The organism is Microcoleus sp. A003_D6 (assembly GCF_036702825.1).
In the GTDB taxonomy this organism is placed as follows: Bacteria; Cyanobacteriota; Cyanobacteriia; order Cyanobacteriales; family Microcoleaceae; genus Microcoleus.
Window position 1 is genome coordinate 34,184 of sequence record NZ_JAUBWA010000045.1, and the last position, 16,192, is coordinate 50,375.

The 16,192-nt window shown below is 47.8% G+C and carries 14 protein-coding genes; 8 read left to right on the forward strand and 6 right to left on the reverse strand.

Annotated features, from left to right (window positions below; genetic code table 11):
• Window positions 1-205: 205 nt before the first annotated feature.
• Together rph and QUB70_RS14495 are read right to left on the reverse strand one after the other, a co-directional pair.
• Window positions 206-925, reverse strand: coding sequence for a ribonuclease PH (rph, locus tag QUB70_RS14490; RefSeq protein ID WP_332981313.1), 720 nt, complete (start codon window positions 923-925; stop codon window positions 206-208).
• 207 nt (window positions 926-1,132) lie between these two features.
• A complete protein-coding gene (locus QUB70_RS14495; protein ID WP_332981316.1) occupies window positions 1,133-1,684 on the reverse strand; it encodes an adenylate kinase family protein in 552 nt (183 codons plus the stop codon).
• Between the two features lie 359 nt (window positions 1,685-2,043).
• On the opposite strand from QUB70_RS14495, the gene QUB70_RS14500 reads away from it, so the two are divergent.
• A complete protein-coding gene (locus QUB70_RS14500) occupies window positions 2,044-2,580 on the forward strand; it encodes a P-loop NTPase family protein (protein ID WP_332981318.1) in 537 nt (178 codons plus the stop codon).
• 117 nt (window positions 2,581-2,697) lie between these two features.
• Here QUB70_RS14500 and QUB70_RS14505 read toward each other — a convergent pair whose 3' ends face one another.
• Complete coding sequence (locus tag QUB70_RS14505) at window positions 2,698-2,877, reverse strand: hypothetical protein (protein WP_332981319.1); 180 nt, start codon at window positions 2,875-2,877, stop codon at window positions 2,698-2,700.
• 302 nt (window positions 2,878-3,179) lie between these two features.
• A complete protein-coding gene (locus QUB70_RS14510) occupies window positions 3,180-4,679 on the reverse strand; it encodes a GUN4 domain-containing protein (protein WP_332981320.1) in 1,500 nt (499 codons plus the stop codon).
• Window positions 4,680-5,294: 615 nt separating this feature from the next.
• Between QUB70_RS14510 and QUB70_RS14515 the strand changes: the two genes are divergently transcribed.
• Complete coding sequence (locus QUB70_RS14515) at window positions 5,295-6,746, forward strand: hypothetical protein (protein WP_332981321.1); 1,452 nt, start codon at window positions 5,295-5,297, stop codon at window positions 6,744-6,746.
• A 94-nt stretch (window positions 6,747-6,840) separates the two neighbouring features.
• Here QUB70_RS14515 and QUB70_RS14520 read toward each other — a convergent pair whose 3' ends face one another.
• A complete protein-coding gene (locus QUB70_RS14520) occupies window positions 6,841-7,884 on the reverse strand; it encodes a WD40 repeat domain-containing protein (protein WP_332981322.1) in 1,044 nt (347 codons plus the stop codon).
• A 36-nt stretch (window positions 7,885-7,920) separates the two neighbouring features.
• Window positions 7,921-8,112: a hypothetical protein gene (locus tag QUB70_RS14525; RefSeq protein ID WP_332981325.1), complete on the reverse strand. Its 192-nt coding sequence runs from the start codon at window positions 8,110-8,112 to the stop codon at window positions 7,921-7,923.
• Window positions 8,113-8,362: 250 nt separating this feature from the next.
• Here QUB70_RS14525 and rimP point away from each other — a divergent pair, with 250 nt between their 5' ends.
• The 6 genes from rimP (at window position 8,363) to QUB70_RS14555 (ending at window position 15,985) form a co-directional block, all read left to right on the forward strand.
• On the forward strand, window positions 8,363-8,833 hold the full coding sequence (rimP, locus tag QUB70_RS14530) for a ribosome maturation factor RimP (protein WP_332981326.1): 471 nt from the start codon (window positions 8,363-8,365) through the stop codon (window positions 8,831-8,833).
• A gap of 298 nt (window positions 8,834-9,131) precedes the next feature.
• A complete protein-coding gene (gene nusA / locus QUB70_RS14535) occupies window positions 9,132-10,424 on the forward strand; it encodes a transcription termination factor NusA (protein WP_332981329.1) in 1,293 nt (430 codons plus the stop codon).
• Between the two features lie 92 nt (window positions 10,425-10,516).
• Window positions 10,517-10,819, forward strand: a complete 303-nt coding sequence (locus QUB70_RS14540; RefSeq protein WP_332981331.1) for a YlxR family protein — start codon at window positions 10,517-10,519, stop codon at window positions 10,817-10,819.
• Between the two features lie 382 nt (window positions 10,820-11,201).
• Window positions 11,202-14,387 (forward strand): translation initiation factor IF-2, encoded by a 3,186-nt coding sequence (gene infB, locus QUB70_RS14545; protein ID WP_332981332.1) that lies wholly within the window; start codon window positions 11,202-11,204, stop codon window positions 14,385-14,387.
• Between the two features lie 414 nt (window positions 14,388-14,801).
• Window positions 14,802-15,518 (forward strand): low-complexity tail membrane protein, encoded by a 717-nt coding sequence (locus QUB70_RS14550; RefSeq protein ID WP_332981333.1) that lies wholly within the window; start codon window positions 14,802-14,804, stop codon window positions 15,516-15,518.
• Window positions 15,519-15,760: 242 nt separating this feature from the next.
• The gene (locus QUB70_RS14555) at window positions 15,761-15,985 is read left to right on the forward strand and encodes a hypothetical protein (RefSeq protein WP_332981335.1); all 225 of its coding nucleotides are present in this window, start codon (window positions 15,761-15,763) and stop codon (window positions 15,983-15,985) included.
• Window positions 15,986-16,192 lie beyond the last annotated feature (207 nt).

A 16,192-nucleotide genomic window follows, 5' to 3' on the forward strand; every position in this document is an offset into this window, starting at 1 on the left:
ATTCCTTATTAATTGAGCTAAGAATGCGATCGCTCTTCGTTATTCCACAATTTGCTTCCCACATTTCTAATATCTCAGATACAGCAGATTCCACATTTATGAAGTACACCCGCCTATCGTTAGCTTCCCCGTAGGACACGGCAGTGCCGTGTCCCTAAACTTCACAAACCTGGAATACGCTGTATATATGATGAATTAGATTTACCTACTCAACTAAAGCCTGCCGCTGAGCCTCCAACAATTCCTGAATCCCGGTTTCTGCCAAATCCAAAATTTGATTTAACTGACTCCGGCTGAAACTTCCATCTTCGGCAGTTCCCTGAATTTCGATGATATTCAAATCTCCATTCATTACCACATTACAATCAATTTCAGCCGCCACATCTTCAAGATAATTCAAATCTAAAAACGGCTCTCCTTCCAAAAGTCCCACAGACACGGCCGCCACTTGACGAATAATGGGCGATCGCACTAAATCACCTTTTTGCACCAACTTGTTCAAAGCATCAGCCACAGCCACAAACCCGCCAGTAATTGAAGTCGTGCGAGTCCCCGCGTCAGCTTGCAAAACATCCGCATCGACAAGAATCGTCCGTTCGCCCAACAGTTCCATATCCAAGCACGATCGCAAACTGCGCCCAATCAACCGCTGAATCTCTTGAGTGCGTCCCGATAATTTCATAAATTCCCGCTCTTGTCGCTGCGGCGTAGATCCGGGTAACATTCGGTATTCCGCCGTCAGCCAACCTTGTCCGGTATTCTCCAAAAATCTAGGCACTCCCGGCTTGATTGTAACGCTGCAAAGTACCTGAGTATCGCCACTTTTTGCTAGCACCGAGCCGCTGGCAAATTTGGTAAACTCTCGATCGAAACTAATCGGACGAAGTTGATTTGGCTGTCTGCCATCGGCACGTTTTATAGACATAAGTTATTTGTTATTTGTTATTTGTTATTTGTTATTTGTTAAGCTGTTCTGCATTTAAATTGTATGTTAAAAAAAAATCAAACTCTTGTGGGGAGTAGGGGTTGGGCGTCCCGCCCGCCCTGAATATACAATTTAAATGCGCGACAGCTTATTCGTTATTGGTAATAATCAACTGCCAACTGCCAACTGCCAACTGCCAACTAACTATTAACTATTAACAACTTTAAGAATATCCTGCTGGACTTGTTCAGGGGATTGATCGCCGTTGATAGTTAACAGCTTGTGGCGATGCTCGTAATAATCTAAAATCGGGATAGTTTGCTCCTCGAATAAATCGAGCCTGCGCTGCAAAATTTCTGGACTATCGTCCGATCGATCCCGTTCGATCGATCTGCTCAACAAAACCTCGATCGGAACTTTCAACCAAATCGCCCAATCTAGTTGCTGTGCCAAATCTGAGAGCAAAAAATCCAACTCCTCAGCTTGAAAAGCCGTTCGCGGATAGCCCTCCAACACCCAGCCATTAAAGACATCCCACAGCAGCAGTCGGCGACGAAAGAATTCAACAATAGTTGCGTCGGGAACTAATTCCCCTCTTTCCACATAAGACACCGCCAACTTGCCCAAATCTGTGTCTTCTGCGATTTCCCCCCGCAGAATGTCCCCCACAGCCAGCAAAGGAATGCTCAAAGTGCTGCACAGTTGTTGTGCCTGAGTTCCTTTTCCCGCTCCTGGCCCTCCCAGAATCACCAATCTCACCGTGCCTTGCTCCTAGTGCCGCGACATTCAAAGTTTACGCGATGTATGTACCTTTCTTGAAAGCCCTGGACGCAGCAACAACCCTCATCACCTTGGTTTTTCACCCCATAACTGTATAACTGTCGCGCTCCACGGCGTATTTTGGTAAAAAAACCTGATTTCTGGGTAAGTGCTTGCTTGAGTTCAAAAATCGAGCAAATAGCTGCGATCGCCTCTGCCGCTAGCTTTGTATAGGTTGTACATCTAGCGTTCGATCGGATGTGCGATCGGCCCAGTACACTATATATTGTTAAGCAGGCTCCATCCCTGTCAAGGTCGGAGCTGCACTCAAGACTTAGTTGCTGATTAAATATTGCCCTATGGTTGCTCAGTTACAAACCCCTAAACTCAACTTAACCCACAGCTTGCCCTACACTGTTGAAGGGCTGGTGCAAGTCTTTACAGGCCCGCACCGCTGCTTTTTTACCAGTGTCATGGCTGGGGCCCTCAGAATTGCAGGACAGGGGGCTCCCGTGCTAGCGGTGCAGTTCCTCAAAGGGGGAATCAATCAAGGACACCAGCATCCAATGCGGCTGGGGCAAAATTTAGATTGGGTGCGGTGCGATTTACCGCGCTGCATTGAGAATGCCGATTTAGATGAGCTGGAGACGCGAGCGATCGAACAATTGTGGCAGTACGTTCAAAATACGGTGCGCGAAGGCCGTTACGCCTTAGTTATTCTCGATGAATTGAGTTTAGCGGTGAATTTAGGCTTGATTCCCGAAGCAGAAGTGATGGCATTGATTGACAGCAAGCCACATCATTTGGATCTGATTTTTACCGGGCCATCCATGCCGCAAAGAATTTTGGATGTTGCCGACCAAATTACTGAAATTCGCCGGAGTCAAGGACAATGATTCAAGTTGCGATCGCCCGTTTGGCGGTCGCAATTTTTATGTAAATTTTTATGTAAAAAAAGAGGCGATCGCTTAGCTCACGCGAGCGATCGCACGCTTATCAATTTAGCAACAACATTACGCTGGAACTACCGGATCGAACACAACACTCAATCGATCCGCCGGAACCATCCGCTTGAGAATTTTCAAATGACCGTCTGCATCAGACCAACTGCGAAACTCACCCACAACCACCTTTTCGACATTCGGAAGCGAGCGAACTATAGTCCACGGCTTGAGACGTTTTTCTTGCAACATAATATATATCTCCTTGGTAAATTGGAGCCAAAGCCAGTCAACCATGCTTCGACAGGGGGCAAGGACTGGCATTTGACTTTGTAAACTTGCCCTTCTCTCAAAACATAGCACAAAAAAAATGGTTTGTGATTATATCTTATTTTCCGCTTTTTTTACACCTAATTTCTACATAAGATATGATTAAACTCAAAACTTGTTAACTCTTTAATTCGCAACTCAAAACTATTTAATGACTAACACTTCGATTTCGCTTGGGATGCAGCTTGACTAATAACTTCTCTCGAATGCCGAATGACGAATGCTTACAAATCCCGCCGCGACAGCAGAAACCAGATCCCACCCAAACCCAAAACACCGCACAAAACCCCGCCTTCCCACCCAAAAACAGTCCCCCCCGGCAAATGTCCAGGCTTTGCCTTAGAAGTAAAATTCAGTTCAGAATAGTATACCCACTCATTGTTAACCCGCCACCCCACTCGATCGCCAAACTTCTCCCAAACAGTAGCATCATAAACACCAGCCTTTCCCCCCGACTTTACCCACAAACCCTTTTGCACAGAAAAACCGAACCTGCGGTGGCTGTGTCGCACCCAAAGTCGATCGATAGTCTCCAAATCCTTAGCAGGAAACTTCCTAATATCTTCCTCGCTCAAATAACCCCGTGAAACTTGCTGCATCACCTCCAGCATTTTCACAGAAGTTTCCTCATCAGCCCCCCGCCAATTTTTAGCAGCCAGCAGCCTTTCCAACTGAGAATAATCAATACCTTTTTCCGACTCTAAATTCACAGAAACGAGCCGATGATCGGTCACAGGTTGAGTCGGTACAGAAGGACTGAGAACATTTGCCTGCTGCAAGTTTTCCGTCGCTGGGACAACAACAACTGGAGGTTTTAAAGCCTCCAAAACTTCCACAGCAGACTTGTAGCGGTCTTTAACATATTCCTGAATCAACTTATCCAAAACCCGACCTAAATCCTCGCTAATTTTTGTTCCTTTCGGCAAAGCCTCCCTCCAAAGCCAGCGGCCTTCAAGCGGGTCGTAAAGGTCATCGTGAATGTCCCCGTAGATATCCAAATAAGGCATAACAGAAGTCAGCAAGCGAATGCAACTCACCCCCAAACTGTAAAGGTCGCTAGCAGGAACAGCCCTACCGTGCCGCTGTTCTAGAGCCGCGTAGCCGGGAGTTCCCAACTTAGTTCCAGTTTTGGTCGGAGCCTCAGCTACTACCTGTTTGGCAACCCCAAAATCTATCAGCACCAACTTGCGATCGCAATGGCGACGGATCACATTCTCAGGCTTAATATCCCGGTGAATTACATTTCTGTCGTGAAGAAACTTCAATAAAGGCAACAAATCTAACAGCAGTTCGCTAGTTTTAATTTCGCTATAAGCACCATACTTTTCTAACTCATCTTTTAAATTATTGCCATCAATAAACTCTTGTACCAAATACAAGCTACCATCTTCCTCAAAATAAGAAATCAACTGAGGAATTTGTGGGTGTTTCAGTTCGTATAACCGCCTTGCCTCTTGTTCAAACAGTCGGACATACTTTTTAAAATGAGCGGGCTTCCGCTGAAATTCCTGCGGCGGCGACAACTGTTTTATAACGCACAGCTCCTCAAATTTTCCATGATTTACAGCTCGGAAAGTCCTGCCAAATCCTCCGTCGCGCAGCGGCTCAGTTGCTGCATAAAGGTCTTTTAGGAGCAGCTTTGAACCACAATTAAGACAATACTTTGTGCCTGGTGGGTTCTGACGCTTGTCTCTTGGGCAATCGAGATTAAGGCAGTATGTCATATATTAAAAAAATGCGAACAAAATTATACTGAGGGTGTCATTTTATTCAAGAGTTCGATCGCGAGCTGGTTTTTGTTGAGGCGAGACCCCGAACCTTACGGAGGCAACCGTCACCCTCGCGATCTGAGGAGGCGCTCTCGCCAGACTGCCCCTGAGCAAGTATAACTCTCTTAAGGGTTTGACCTCAAACTCGAAGCCCAAATCTAACCCTAAACTCCGAGAAGGCGCAATACATTTGATTTAGCGGTCAAATAGCCACCAGATTAAACAGAAATAGTAATTTATTGCCGGCCCAGTTAGCTCTGCTACGCGGAAAAAAAAACTTAGGATTCCGCCTGAGATATAATTTTATTGCCAGAGATAAGCAAACTAACGGAAGCTGTCGCCGCTCTTGCAGTGCGATCGACCTTAATATTTTACCTGTATAAATTTTTACCGAACCTTGCCAAATCAACAATCCAAAACTCCCCAACAAACCCACGTTAAAATAAATACTAGCTTGCACGCTGAGCAATCCGAGCGCGACCTGACAAGCAGCCTGTTTTCGCTGTTTCCTTTTTTCAGCTATTACCAGTTATATTTATTTCGATCTGTCTCCTTAATTAAGAACTGCCAGTGACACCAAAACTACTGCCCTCTCAAACTCCAAACTCCGGCAAAAAATTACCAAAAGTACCCTGGTTCGAGCGGTTCATGGCACTGATCGCCCTCGGAAATTTCAGCCTAGTATTATTTGACATAAGTTACGTACCAGGGCGAGATTTCTACTTTAGGCAACTGCCAGTTATCACCCAAGTATACGACCCATTTAAAGGAATTCAACCCCACCGAGACACCCAGAAATATCTAAAAACCTTAGAAGAATTAAAAATTCAAGTAGTGCAAACAGGCTTGCCATCTCCCCAAGTTGCAGCAAAATTGCAGGAAATAAACAATCTAACCGCGAAAATGATCGACGAAGATCCGTTTCGAGTCGCATCAAAAAGCGGTAGCCTAGAAAAAATTAAAGACCGAATGCGCGATCGCATCCCGAATCCGCAAGACTCCGCCAAACAATCATTCCAAACATTCTGGAGTCCTGACTATTTAAACAAACAAGGCTGGCAACAAGAAATCAATTGGTTTGACGCCAAAATCAAGCCGTTAATCGCCATTAACTATTACCGCACGATCGGAGACAACGGCGAATTTACCGACAATTTCTGGCAAATCGACCTGCCTTTTATTGCCATATTCGCGATCGAATTTCTAGCCCGCACCTACTTCATCAGCCGCCGCCACCGCAGCGTCACTTGGCGAGCAGCCATGCTCTGGCGATGGTACGACATCTTCCTGTTCCTCCCATTCTGGCGGCTGTTGCGAGTATTACCCGTCACAATTCGCATCCACCAAGCCAAAATGCCGGATCTGCAACCCATACGCACCCAAATCAGCCGAGGTTTCGTCGCCAACTTCGCCCAAGAATTGACCGAAGTAGTAGTAATTCAACTCATCAACCAGATGCAACAATCAGTTACCACAGGCGAACTAGCTCGTCAACTATTTCAATCCCCAAAACAGCGATATTTAGATATCAATAATATCAACGAAATAGAAGCGATCGCCACCCATCTAGTCCAAGTAACCGTCTACAAAGTCCTCCCCCAACTCCAGCCAGACCTAGAAGCCCTCCTCCGGTACAATATAGAAACCTTCCTCAAACAATCCCCCCTCTATCAAGGATGGAAGCAAGTACCCGGACTGGGAAACCTCCCCGCACAGCTAGCAGAGCAATTAGTTGCAGAACTCTCCAAATTAGTCACCCTCGGCCCCCAAGATGCCTACGAAGCCTTTAAAATCGCCAGCGAAGACCCCGTAGGTACCAAACTCTCAAGCCAGCTTGTCCAACATTTCGGGCAAGCTTTAGGAGACGAACTGCAACAGCAGCAAACCTGGAAAGAAATACAACTGCTGCTGTGCGACTTCCTAGAAGAGTTCAAAATTAACTACATTCAGCGGTTGAGCGAAGAAGACTTCGAGAAAATTTTAGAACAAGCCAAAGAACTGCAACGGATAGCCCCCCGTTAGATGGTCAAGCAACCTCAGTTCACTCAGAAACTGTTGCTTAACTTTGAATAATTGGTATTACACAAGTGGATATTCCTCGGTTGAGATTTCAATTTTACGGACGCTGTAACACTTTAATTCTGGAATCCCTTGTAATTCCGGCTAATAGTTTGCCATCAGGACTGACGACTAAACGACTCATTTGCTCTGGCTCTCGATCCAGAACTGCTTCTAGTTCGGCTGTTTGCAGATTCCACACCATCAGCCCCTTCGGGGTGCTACCAATTATAAAATTACTGCTGACCGTCATATCAAATGGTCTAAATATCTGACGAGAAAAGCTTTGTTTTGCTTTAATTTTTCCTGTTTTTAAATCAGATACTTGCACGTCGAAAGATATTTTTCCTGTTTTTTTGATACTAACCAGTGTCTGCCCATCTAAACTGATGCGTGCTATGTCTGAAGGGCTAAAAAAATTTTGGAGGACTTGTTGCTGGTTGGTTGTCACATCCCACGCCATAAGTTTACTACTCGGCAAAGTAAAAAGTACCGTTTTGCTATCTGGACTAATGTCATCGAAATGGGAATAGGGCAATGTTGCTTTTTGCTTACCCGTTGCAATATCCCAGACTTTGATCTCACGATCGATACCGTCATCGAGACTAATAATAGTCTTTCCGTCAGAGGAAATATCAACATGAGTAACATTGCCAGAGTGACCTCTGAATATATGAGGAGGTCGATCTGAGGTAATATCCCAGATGCGAACTAGGCGATCGCCGCTACCAGTGACAACAGTTTTACCATCAGGAGCGATCGCCAGAGCATTAATTGCACCTGAATCACTCCGTAGAGTTTTTTTCAACTTTCCTGTTTGCAGTTCCCAGACTTTAATTGTTTTATCTCGATCCCCACTGACTAGAGTTTGGCCGTCCGCACCGATCGCAATGGCAGAAGCCCTAGAATTCCCTTCTAGGGTACGAAAAAGTGAAAAATTGCAATAGGGAGACTCGACTGCATCATGGGAACAGTACATCCGTCTGTATTGAACAAAAGGGAAAACCTCCCAAGGATCGTTTCCCAGAAGAATTACAGTGACGGCTACCGGAATCCATAAGGCTTTGCGTTTCCAGTTCCCGGACTTTAAAATTTTCATCATAAAATTGGGTAGAAACCCCGTCCTGCAAAGACGGCTTTAATTTAACTTTACTCCTCCTCTGGCGATTCTCCCTCTGGCGATTCTCCCTCTCTCCCCTCCAAGAATCGCCGAGATCCGAAGGCGGTTTGTCACCAGGCGGGCGATCGAGCTAAACTGGGAATTGAGATAAACTGCGATCGAACTCAAAGCTTGCACCTCTGTCATGAACAGGCAAGATGCCTGTTCCACAAAGAGTGAATCTTCTTGTGGGGTGGGCCCCAGAGCCCGCCCCAGAAAAACTTTTTGACAATAGTGCAAAATGTGATATCGGAGGAAATTCTCAAACTTCTTGGAAAAAATTGTTTTACCTAGGAGTGGGTCAAGCCCACTTTTTTTGTTGCATTAGTCGCAGGAAAAGAGCTCTGGGCATTAGATTTGCAAGTTTAGGACTTATCCAAGCCCGTGTCCGAGTTCAGGAGTTTTAAGTTAAGTATTCGATATGACTCACCCCCTAATCCCACAAATCATTGACTTAGCTACCCCCGTTGCGGAAACACTGGGATTGGAAGTAGTGGGAGCAGTGTTTCACACCAACCAAAATCCTCCCGTCTTGCGGGTAGACATCCGCAACCTCCAGCAAGACACCGGTTTAAGCGACTGCCAGCGGATGAGCACAGCCCTGGAAGCCGAGTTAGACGCAGCCGAAATCATCCCCGACGCTTACGTGCTAGAGATTTCCAGTCCCGGCATATCCCGCTTGCTCAGCAGCGATCGAGAATTCATTACCTTTAAAGGTTTCCCCGTGACAGTCCAAGCCACGGAACCGGACTCGCGAATCAAAGAGTGGAAAGGACTACTGATCGGCCGGGATGAAACAACGGTTTATCTCAATCAAAAAGGCCGACAGGTTAAAATTCCCCGCCCTCTAATTGGCAAAGTTGAACTAGACGAAGGAACAAAGGAAAGGTAAAGGGAAATTTTGAGATTTGAGATTTGAGATTTGAGATTTGAGATTTGAGATTTGAGATTTGAGATTTGAGATTTCCTCGCAGTAAGCTAAAAACGCTTCGCTGCGAGTTAATTTTTAAGAATCAGATATATAGCAGCGGGTTGAATTGGAACACAAAATAAATTTTGACAGCACCCAGCTTCCTTAATCTTATCCCGTAACTCATAAATCATCAACTATCGCTTTTTCTCAAAAACTACCAATTACCAATTACCGATTACCAGTTACTTATTACCACAGAAAAAAAGGAGTGTTTTATATGTCAATGGTTCCCCTGCCCGGACTAAAAGAAATGGTCGAAGGTATTAGCAAAGAGCGAAACTTACCCAAACACGCCGTCCAAGCAGCCTTGCGAGAAGCCTTGCTCAAAGGATACGAACGCTACCGCCGCACCCAAAAACTAGACCACTTCAGCGAAGAATATTTTGACAATTTTGATGTAGAACTCGACGCAGAACAAGAAGGTTTCCGCGTTTTAGCCAACAAAACCATTGTCGAAGAAGTCACCAATCCCGATCACGAAATATCACTTTCGGAAGTGCAAGAAGTAGCCACAGAAGCTCAACCTGGCAGTATCGTGCTCGTAGACGTAACACCAAATCAAAAAGAATTTGGTCGCATGGCCGCCATCCAGACGAAACAAGTTCTAGCTCAAAAACTGCGCGACCAACAGCGCAAAATGATTCAAGAAGAGTTTAAAGATTTAGAAGAAACCGTTCTTCAAGCAAGAGTGCTCAGGTTTGAGAGGCAGTCGGTAATTTTAGCAGTCACCAGCAGCTTCGGTCAGCCCGAAGTAGATGCCGAACTCCCCAAGCGCGAACAGTTGCCCAACGACAATTACCGGGCCAACGCTACATTCAAGGTTTATCTCAAAAAAGTAGGCGAAGGCTCTACTAGAGGGCCGCAGTTACTTGTTTCTAGAGCCGACGCAGGTTTGGTGGTTTATCTGTTTGCTAACGAAGTACCAGAAATAGAAGACGGGGTGGTGAGGATTGTCGCCGTAGCCAGGGAGGCAAATCCGCCCTCCCGGCACGTCGGCCCCCGGACTAAAATAGCAGTTGATACTCTCGATCGCGACGTAGACCCCGTAGGAGCCTGCATCGGAGCGCGGGGATCGCGGATTCAGGTAGTAGTCAACGAATTGCGCGGCGAAAAAATCGACGTGATCCGCTGGTCTCCCGACCCCGCAACTTATATTGCGAACGCTCTGAGTCCCGCTAGAGTAGATGAAGTGCGTTTGGTTGCCCCAGAAGGCAGGCGGGCTCATATTTTGGTGGCTGAAGACCAACTGAGTCTCGCCATTGGCAAAGAAGGTCAGAACGTCCGCCTCGCAGCCCGCCTGACAGGTTGGAAAATCGATATCAAAGATATTGCTAAGTACGATCGCGACGCCGAAGACACCAAATTGGCAGCAGAAGCAACCAGGCTCGAAGAACTAGCAGGCGACTACTACGAAGACGACGAAGCATCAAGCTTCGACGGCGATGAGGAAACCGCAGAATATGAGGAAGAGGAGGCAGCCACCACTGAGGAAACCGAAGCCGCAGTCTAAAAAACTGCGACATTCACTCTCTTGTCTCCCGATCGGGAGACAAGGAGGACTTGTCCCCGACTCTCTCTCCCCCTGTCCCCCTCTGACAAGAAATGAAACCGAACTACCGGTGCTGTGCAAGTTGTCGAAAAATAGCTCATAAGGAAGCTTTTTGGCGAGTAGTCAGGCTCTATCCTTCTCATCAGGTACAATTAGATCGTGGCCTCGGTCGTTCCGCTTACCTTTGTCGGGAAGCAGAATGTCTCAAAGCAGCTCAGAAAAAAAATCGACTTGGGCGATCGCTCAAAGCGCCTGTGTCTGACGAACTGTACCAAACACTTTGGCAGCGTTTAGCCACATCTGACTGTGCCTCAACTGGGCGAAAAACCGACAATAGTTCGGCCTCGACTGTATAAACCCTCTTGGCAGCCCTACCAGTAATTACCGGTAGCGCCAGCTCTAAAACCCCAATCCGATCTGCCCACCAGTCTGGAAAGATTTGTGTCAGATTAGATAAGGGTAGGGTACTAGCAGAGGTATCCTCAAGGTGGAAAGGCAAACTTTGAAGATTGAGAGAGTGGCTGTTGCCAAAATTCAGACTTCAGAGTTCCAAGTTCCCAAAAAAACTTGAGAATTCTCCAACCGCAGACTTCAGCAAGTTGCATTTTTTAGATAAAATTGCTGAGCGAGTACCACAACCCCGATTCCTGACACTGAATCAATCACAGCGAATGATGTCGTCATTAGAACAAAAAATCACAATGTAAAAACTGGTTGGCACAAAAGAGGGCAGAGTGGATGAACAACGGCAAAGTAAGAATTTACGAATTATCACGGGAACTAAATTTGGATAATAAAGACATCTTGGCAGTTTGCGAGCGGCTCAATATTTCAGTCAAGAGCCACAGCAGCACAATTACAGAATCAGAAGCAGAGCGCATCCGCAAAACGGCGGAAAAATACGTAGCCAGCAGCCACTCTTCCCCCGGCAAGCCAGCTCCTCCCGAAAGAGCAGCAGCGCCATCTAGAGAATCTGGCCCTCACCCTAACGACCAACAAAAAAAGCAGCAAATTTTAGAAATACGCAGTCCAAAAGTACGGCCGGCTGGTGCCTCCTCCCAGCCTGCGGGCAACGAGGAGCAAAAAAACCAGCCAGGGGCCACCGTGGCAACTCCTCCCAAATCGCCCGCCGCCGGGCAACTCCAGCCTCCAGCTAAACCAAATATCAATCGACCTGTACTTTCAAAGCCAAATGTCGCTGTCTCGGCGGCTCCGTCAGAAACAGTGTCGGAAACAGTGTCGGAAACTGTAGGTGCGATCGCGGACACAACCGCCCAGGTTCAGGCACCGGCGGCACCTCAACCTTTATTGGAAAAGGCTCCAGAACGCACCAAGCAACCGCCGGTTGCCCCCCCCGGGCCGTCGGCCAAACTCACGTCGCCGCCAGTCAGAGGGGCGTCGGAGTCGGCTAGCCGCAGCCCACAAAATCTGGGCAACAAGCCGGTACTCAAACTTGCCAAAACCGAGCAAGAGCAATCAGGACAGTCAGAAACTCTGGAAGCGCCGGCTAAACCGAGCCGCCCCAGCAGACCCGCACCGGGATCTGCTACCGAATCTCGCGACGCGCAAAGACCGCGCCGAGAAGGCGCTGGTGGCCCAGTCAAAACTCAACTGGCCGATCGACCCCAGCCAGGTGGTGGCCCGCGCCGGAGTCTAGCCCCCGCAACATCAGCCGCCGGGCTACGCAGCCGCGGTGGTGACACCGGAGCCGCAGGGGATGACACTGATGACAATGAAGAAGATAATACGCCAGACTCTGGGATTCTTCTCCTGGAGCGGCCCTCCCTCCCTCGTCCTGCCAAAAAGACTTCGGTCATTTGGGAAGAAGACGACGAAGAAAACTCAGATGCTGCCAAAGCTGCCAAGGCTGCCAAACTAAAACAACGTAGTCGCCTCAAACCCATAGATGACGATGACGATGACTTAGAAAACGGCTTGGATATGCCAGCACCAGTCACGGTCAGCCTGTCCCTAGCCCGCCCAGCTAAAGCGAAGTCACAAGCAGCACCCAAGTCAACACCAACTCCGGGCGCACCCGGAAGCAGTGGCAAAAATAAGAGACCGGGCCCTTCTCACGATAAAAGTTCTTCTTCTGGTTCGAGTGGGGGACGCGGCAACCGGGGCAAAACAGCCGAAGCTAAGGTAGAACGTCCAGAAAAGCTGCTGCTGAGCAGGCCGATGACCGTTCAGGAACTAGCAATTACTTTGGCAGTTCCCGAAACCGAAATTATTAAGCGGCTGTTCTCTAAAGGTATTGCGGTCAACATTACCGAAACCTTGGACATTTCAGCGGTGAGAATGGTAGCCGAAGAAATGGGCGTAGAGGTAGAAACCCCAGAAAAAGTCGCCCCAGCACTCAAAACGATCGAGATGCTGGACGCAACAGATATGGAATACCTCGAACGCCGTCCGCCGGTGGTAACGATTATGGGCCACGTGGATCACGGCAAAACTACCTTGCTCGATTCGATCCGCAAAACAAAGGTGGCTCAAGGAGAAGCTGGGGGGATTACCCAGCACATCGGTGCTTACCACGTAGATGTGGTACACGAAGGCAAGAGCCAGCAGGTGGTATTTTTGGATACGCCCGGTCACGAAGCCTTTACAGCGATGCGGGCTCGGGGAACGCGGGTTACGGACATCGCCATCTTGGTGGTGGCGGCGGACGACGGCGTGCGACCTCAGACAATTGAAGCTATCAGCCACGCGAAAGCGGCGAAAGTGCCAATTGTCGTGGCTATCAATAAAGTTGACAAGGAGGGCGCTCAGCCTGAACGGGTGAAGCAAGAGCTTACCGAGTACGGCTTGGTCGCAGATGACTGGGGCGGTGATGTCACGATGGTTCCAGTCAGCGCTATCCGAGGAGAAAACCTGGATACGCTGTTGGAAATGATTCTGACAGTCGCGGAAATGGAAGACCTCAACGCTAACCCGAACCGACCTGCTAAGGGTACGGTGATTGAAGCTCACCTCGACAAGGCAAGGGGGCCTGTGGCAACTCTGCTGGTGCAGAACGGCACTCTGCGAGTGGGCGATATTGTGGTCGCAGGCTCGGCTTTGGGCAAGGTGCGGGCAATGATCGATGACCGAGGCGATCGCGTAGAGCAAGCAACTCCTTCCTTCGCGGTGGAAGTGCTGGGGCTGCGGGAAGTTCCTCGCGCGGGAGACGAGTTTGATGTTTTCGGAAACGAAAAAGAAGCAGCGGCGATCGCCAGCGGAAGAGCGACATCCCAACGAGATTCCCGCCTGCTGCAAGGCGGCCGGATCAGCCTCAGCGGCTTCTCTCAACAAGCTAAAGAAGGCGTTCTCAAGGAACTCAACTTGATCTTGAAGGCAGATGTTCAAGGCTCGCTCGAAGCAATTGTCGGCGCTCTGACTCAACTTCCTCAAAAAGAAGTTCAACTCCGACTGCTGCTATCTGCTCCCGGGGAAATCACAGAAACGGATATTGACCTCGCCGCAGCCAGTAATGCTGTGATTATCGGGTTTAATACTACTCTCGCCACCGGCGCTCGCCAAGCGGCCGACCAAGCGGGCGTAGACGTGCGGGAATACAGCATCATCTACAACCTCTTGGATGATATTCAAGGGGCAATGGAAGGCCTGCTGGAACCCGAATTGGTGGAAGAACCTTTGGGTCAAGTCGAAGTGCGCGCTGTCTTCGCGATCGGTCGCGGGGCTGTGGCTGGATGTATGGTACTTTCTGGCAAGGTCATCCGTAACTGTAAGGTTCGGGTACGCCGGGGCAACAATGTCGTTTACGAAGGTGTTCTCGACTCCCTCAAACGGATGAAGGAAGATGCCAAGGAAGTAAATGCTGGCTTTGAATGCGGCATTTCCTTGAGCGGGTTTAGCGACTGGGCTGATGGCGATATTATTGAAGCCTACCGGATGGTTACTAAGCGCCGGACTCTATCTCAATAGTTTTGAGTTTGGAGTGTTGAGTTGGAAGAGAAGTATTGAGTGAAGGCAACTAAATTGCCTCTAGCTCGCAACTATTCTCTTCACTCAATACTCCAAAACTCATCTGACAGTTGAGAGTTGGCAATTGACAGTTGACAGTTGACAGTTGACCGAAAGAAGAAGGAAGAAGGAATTAAGAACTTCCTAATCGTCTTTACCCTTGCTTAAAATTTAAAATTCGCTCGCTCAAATAAGAATTACCGAAATAAACCAGATTTCTGCTTGTAAGTCCTCGGTTCGATCGCTAAATATTTACTCCTAGCATCGGATTTCAGAGGCAAGAGTACATTCCAAAATCTCAAAATTCAAGATTCAAAACTCCTAATCCATAACTAATAATTAATTAAAGTGCGTTCTTTTTGGTCAGATCCTTTTTTGTGGATTCACCTTTCTGGGGCGGCTGCACTGCCGATTTTCCTGGGAGTGTGCTTGCTGGGACTCGCAGTGGGTTCTCCCCTGCTCCCTGTCTGGTTAGAAATGTTTTTAGTGGCAGTAGCAGGTATTGCTCCTGTGCTGTGGATGCAGTGGTTCCGCCCTTTTTACATTTTTAGTATTTTAGTTGTGGCGGTGAAACCGCAAAATTTAACTAATGCGCAGCAGCAGATTCTGACTCGGTTTAAAACTAAGTTAAATCAAGGACTCGCTCTTTTTGTCGCTGTTTTGCTGGGAGTGATTTTGTGGCAACTCTACCGATTGGCTCCCCTGGCAGCTTCGGTGGCTCCGTTTCCTCCTTCCTGGAGGTGGGCTGGATTGTTGTTGGCAGTTGCTACTTTTTTAGCTAGCAATTTGTTTTTGCAGGTGTCTGCTAGTGTCATGGCTGTTTTGCTGACGCCGGAATCAGAATTTGCAGCGACAAAGCCTCATGTTTTAGAAAAAATTCGGCAGGATTTTACGATCGCCCCTTGGCAAGTCGATCGACTTTTGCCGGCTTTGGCAGCCGAGACAACTGCCGCTGTGGCTGCACCCGCAGAGCCAATTGGGCCAGCAGCCGCCACAGGGAATTCCTCAGCCGGCAGCAGTATTGTCAACCCAAAACCTGCTGACACCAACGGCGTTACATCCCTACCCGAACAATCGAGCGAAAAAAAGTGAAATAAAAAATTAAAATGGGCTTAATTGTAGTTTAAGCTACTTTAATTTGGACAGATGTATGCACTAAAAAAAAATAGGGAATACCCCTCCTATGATTGAGATTATTAATACTCTTAATATTTAATTTTTAATTGCAGATTGTGGATATTCTATATTGGCTATTTGGAGAGAAGAATCTATAATAGAGAGTGTCAAGCTAAGCTTTCAATCCTTACAGGGGATTAAAACAGAGGTATAACAATATGGCGAATTATCTACCGATCGCACAACAACCTCAAGCCGGAGAGCCGATCGAGCTGTGCGAAGATTCTGAAATCTGGGGCAGTCTCAAATCCGCGATCGGCGCAAGTTCAGGATTTCAACGCTGGCAGCTAGAACTCAATTTTGAGCGTCAGCAGCAAAATGCCACCATCGATCAACAAGTTCGCTCCTATCTGCGGGAAACTTTAGAAACTTTGGCTTACTGAGAACCCTAAAACAAATATTGTCACGGTTTGTGAATTTTACAGGCAAATTCTGCTGGCATCCCCTCCAATATGCTAACTGAGTGCCGACAGTCATGAACCCCATGCCTAAAGGCAGGGGCTTGTAGACTGTCCGACTAACGCAAGCGGGATACAAGCCACAACATGACCAGCCTAAGACTTTTGAGGTCTACGTTTTTAAGGTCACGA

Excerpts from the sequence above, each read along its gene's own strand:
- rph (WP_332981313.1), bottom strand. The coding sequence starts at position 925 with ATGTCTATAAAACGTGCCGATGGCAGACAGCCAAATCAACTTCGTCCG.
- nusA (WP_332981329.1), top strand. The coding sequence starts at position 9,132 with ATGTCAATGGTTCCCCTGCCCGGACTAAAAGAAATGGTCGAAGGTATT.
- QUB70_RS14520 (WP_332981322.1), bottom strand. The coding sequence starts at position 7,884 with ATGATGAAAATTTTAAAGTCCGGGAACTGGAAACGCAAAGCCTTATGG.
- QUB70_RS14510 (WP_332981320.1), bottom strand. The coding sequence starts at position 4,679 with ATGACATACTGCCTTAATCTCGATTGCCCAAGAGACAAGCGTCAGAAC.
- QUB70_RS14540 (WP_332981331.1), top strand. The coding sequence starts at position 10,517 with ATGAAACCGAACTACCGGTGCTGTGCAAGTTGTCGAAAAATAGCTCAT.
- infB (WP_332981332.1), top strand. The coding sequence starts at position 11,202 with ATGAACAACGGCAAAGTAAGAATTTACGAATTATCACGGGAACTAAAT.
- QUB70_RS14505 (WP_332981319.1), bottom strand. The coding sequence starts at position 2,877 with ATGTTGCAAGAAAAACGTCTCAAGCCGTGGACTATAGTTCGCTCGCTT.
- QUB70_RS14555 (WP_332981335.1), top strand. The coding sequence starts at position 15,761 with ATGGCGAATTATCTACCGATCGCACAACAACCTCAAGCCGGAGAGCCG.
- QUB70_RS14500 (WP_332981318.1), top strand. The coding sequence starts at position 2,044 with ATGGTTGCTCAGTTACAAACCCCTAAACTCAACTTAACCCACAGCTTG.
- rimP (WP_332981326.1), top strand. The coding sequence starts at position 8,363 with ATGACTCACCCCCTAATCCCACAAATCATTGACTTAGCTACCCCCGTT.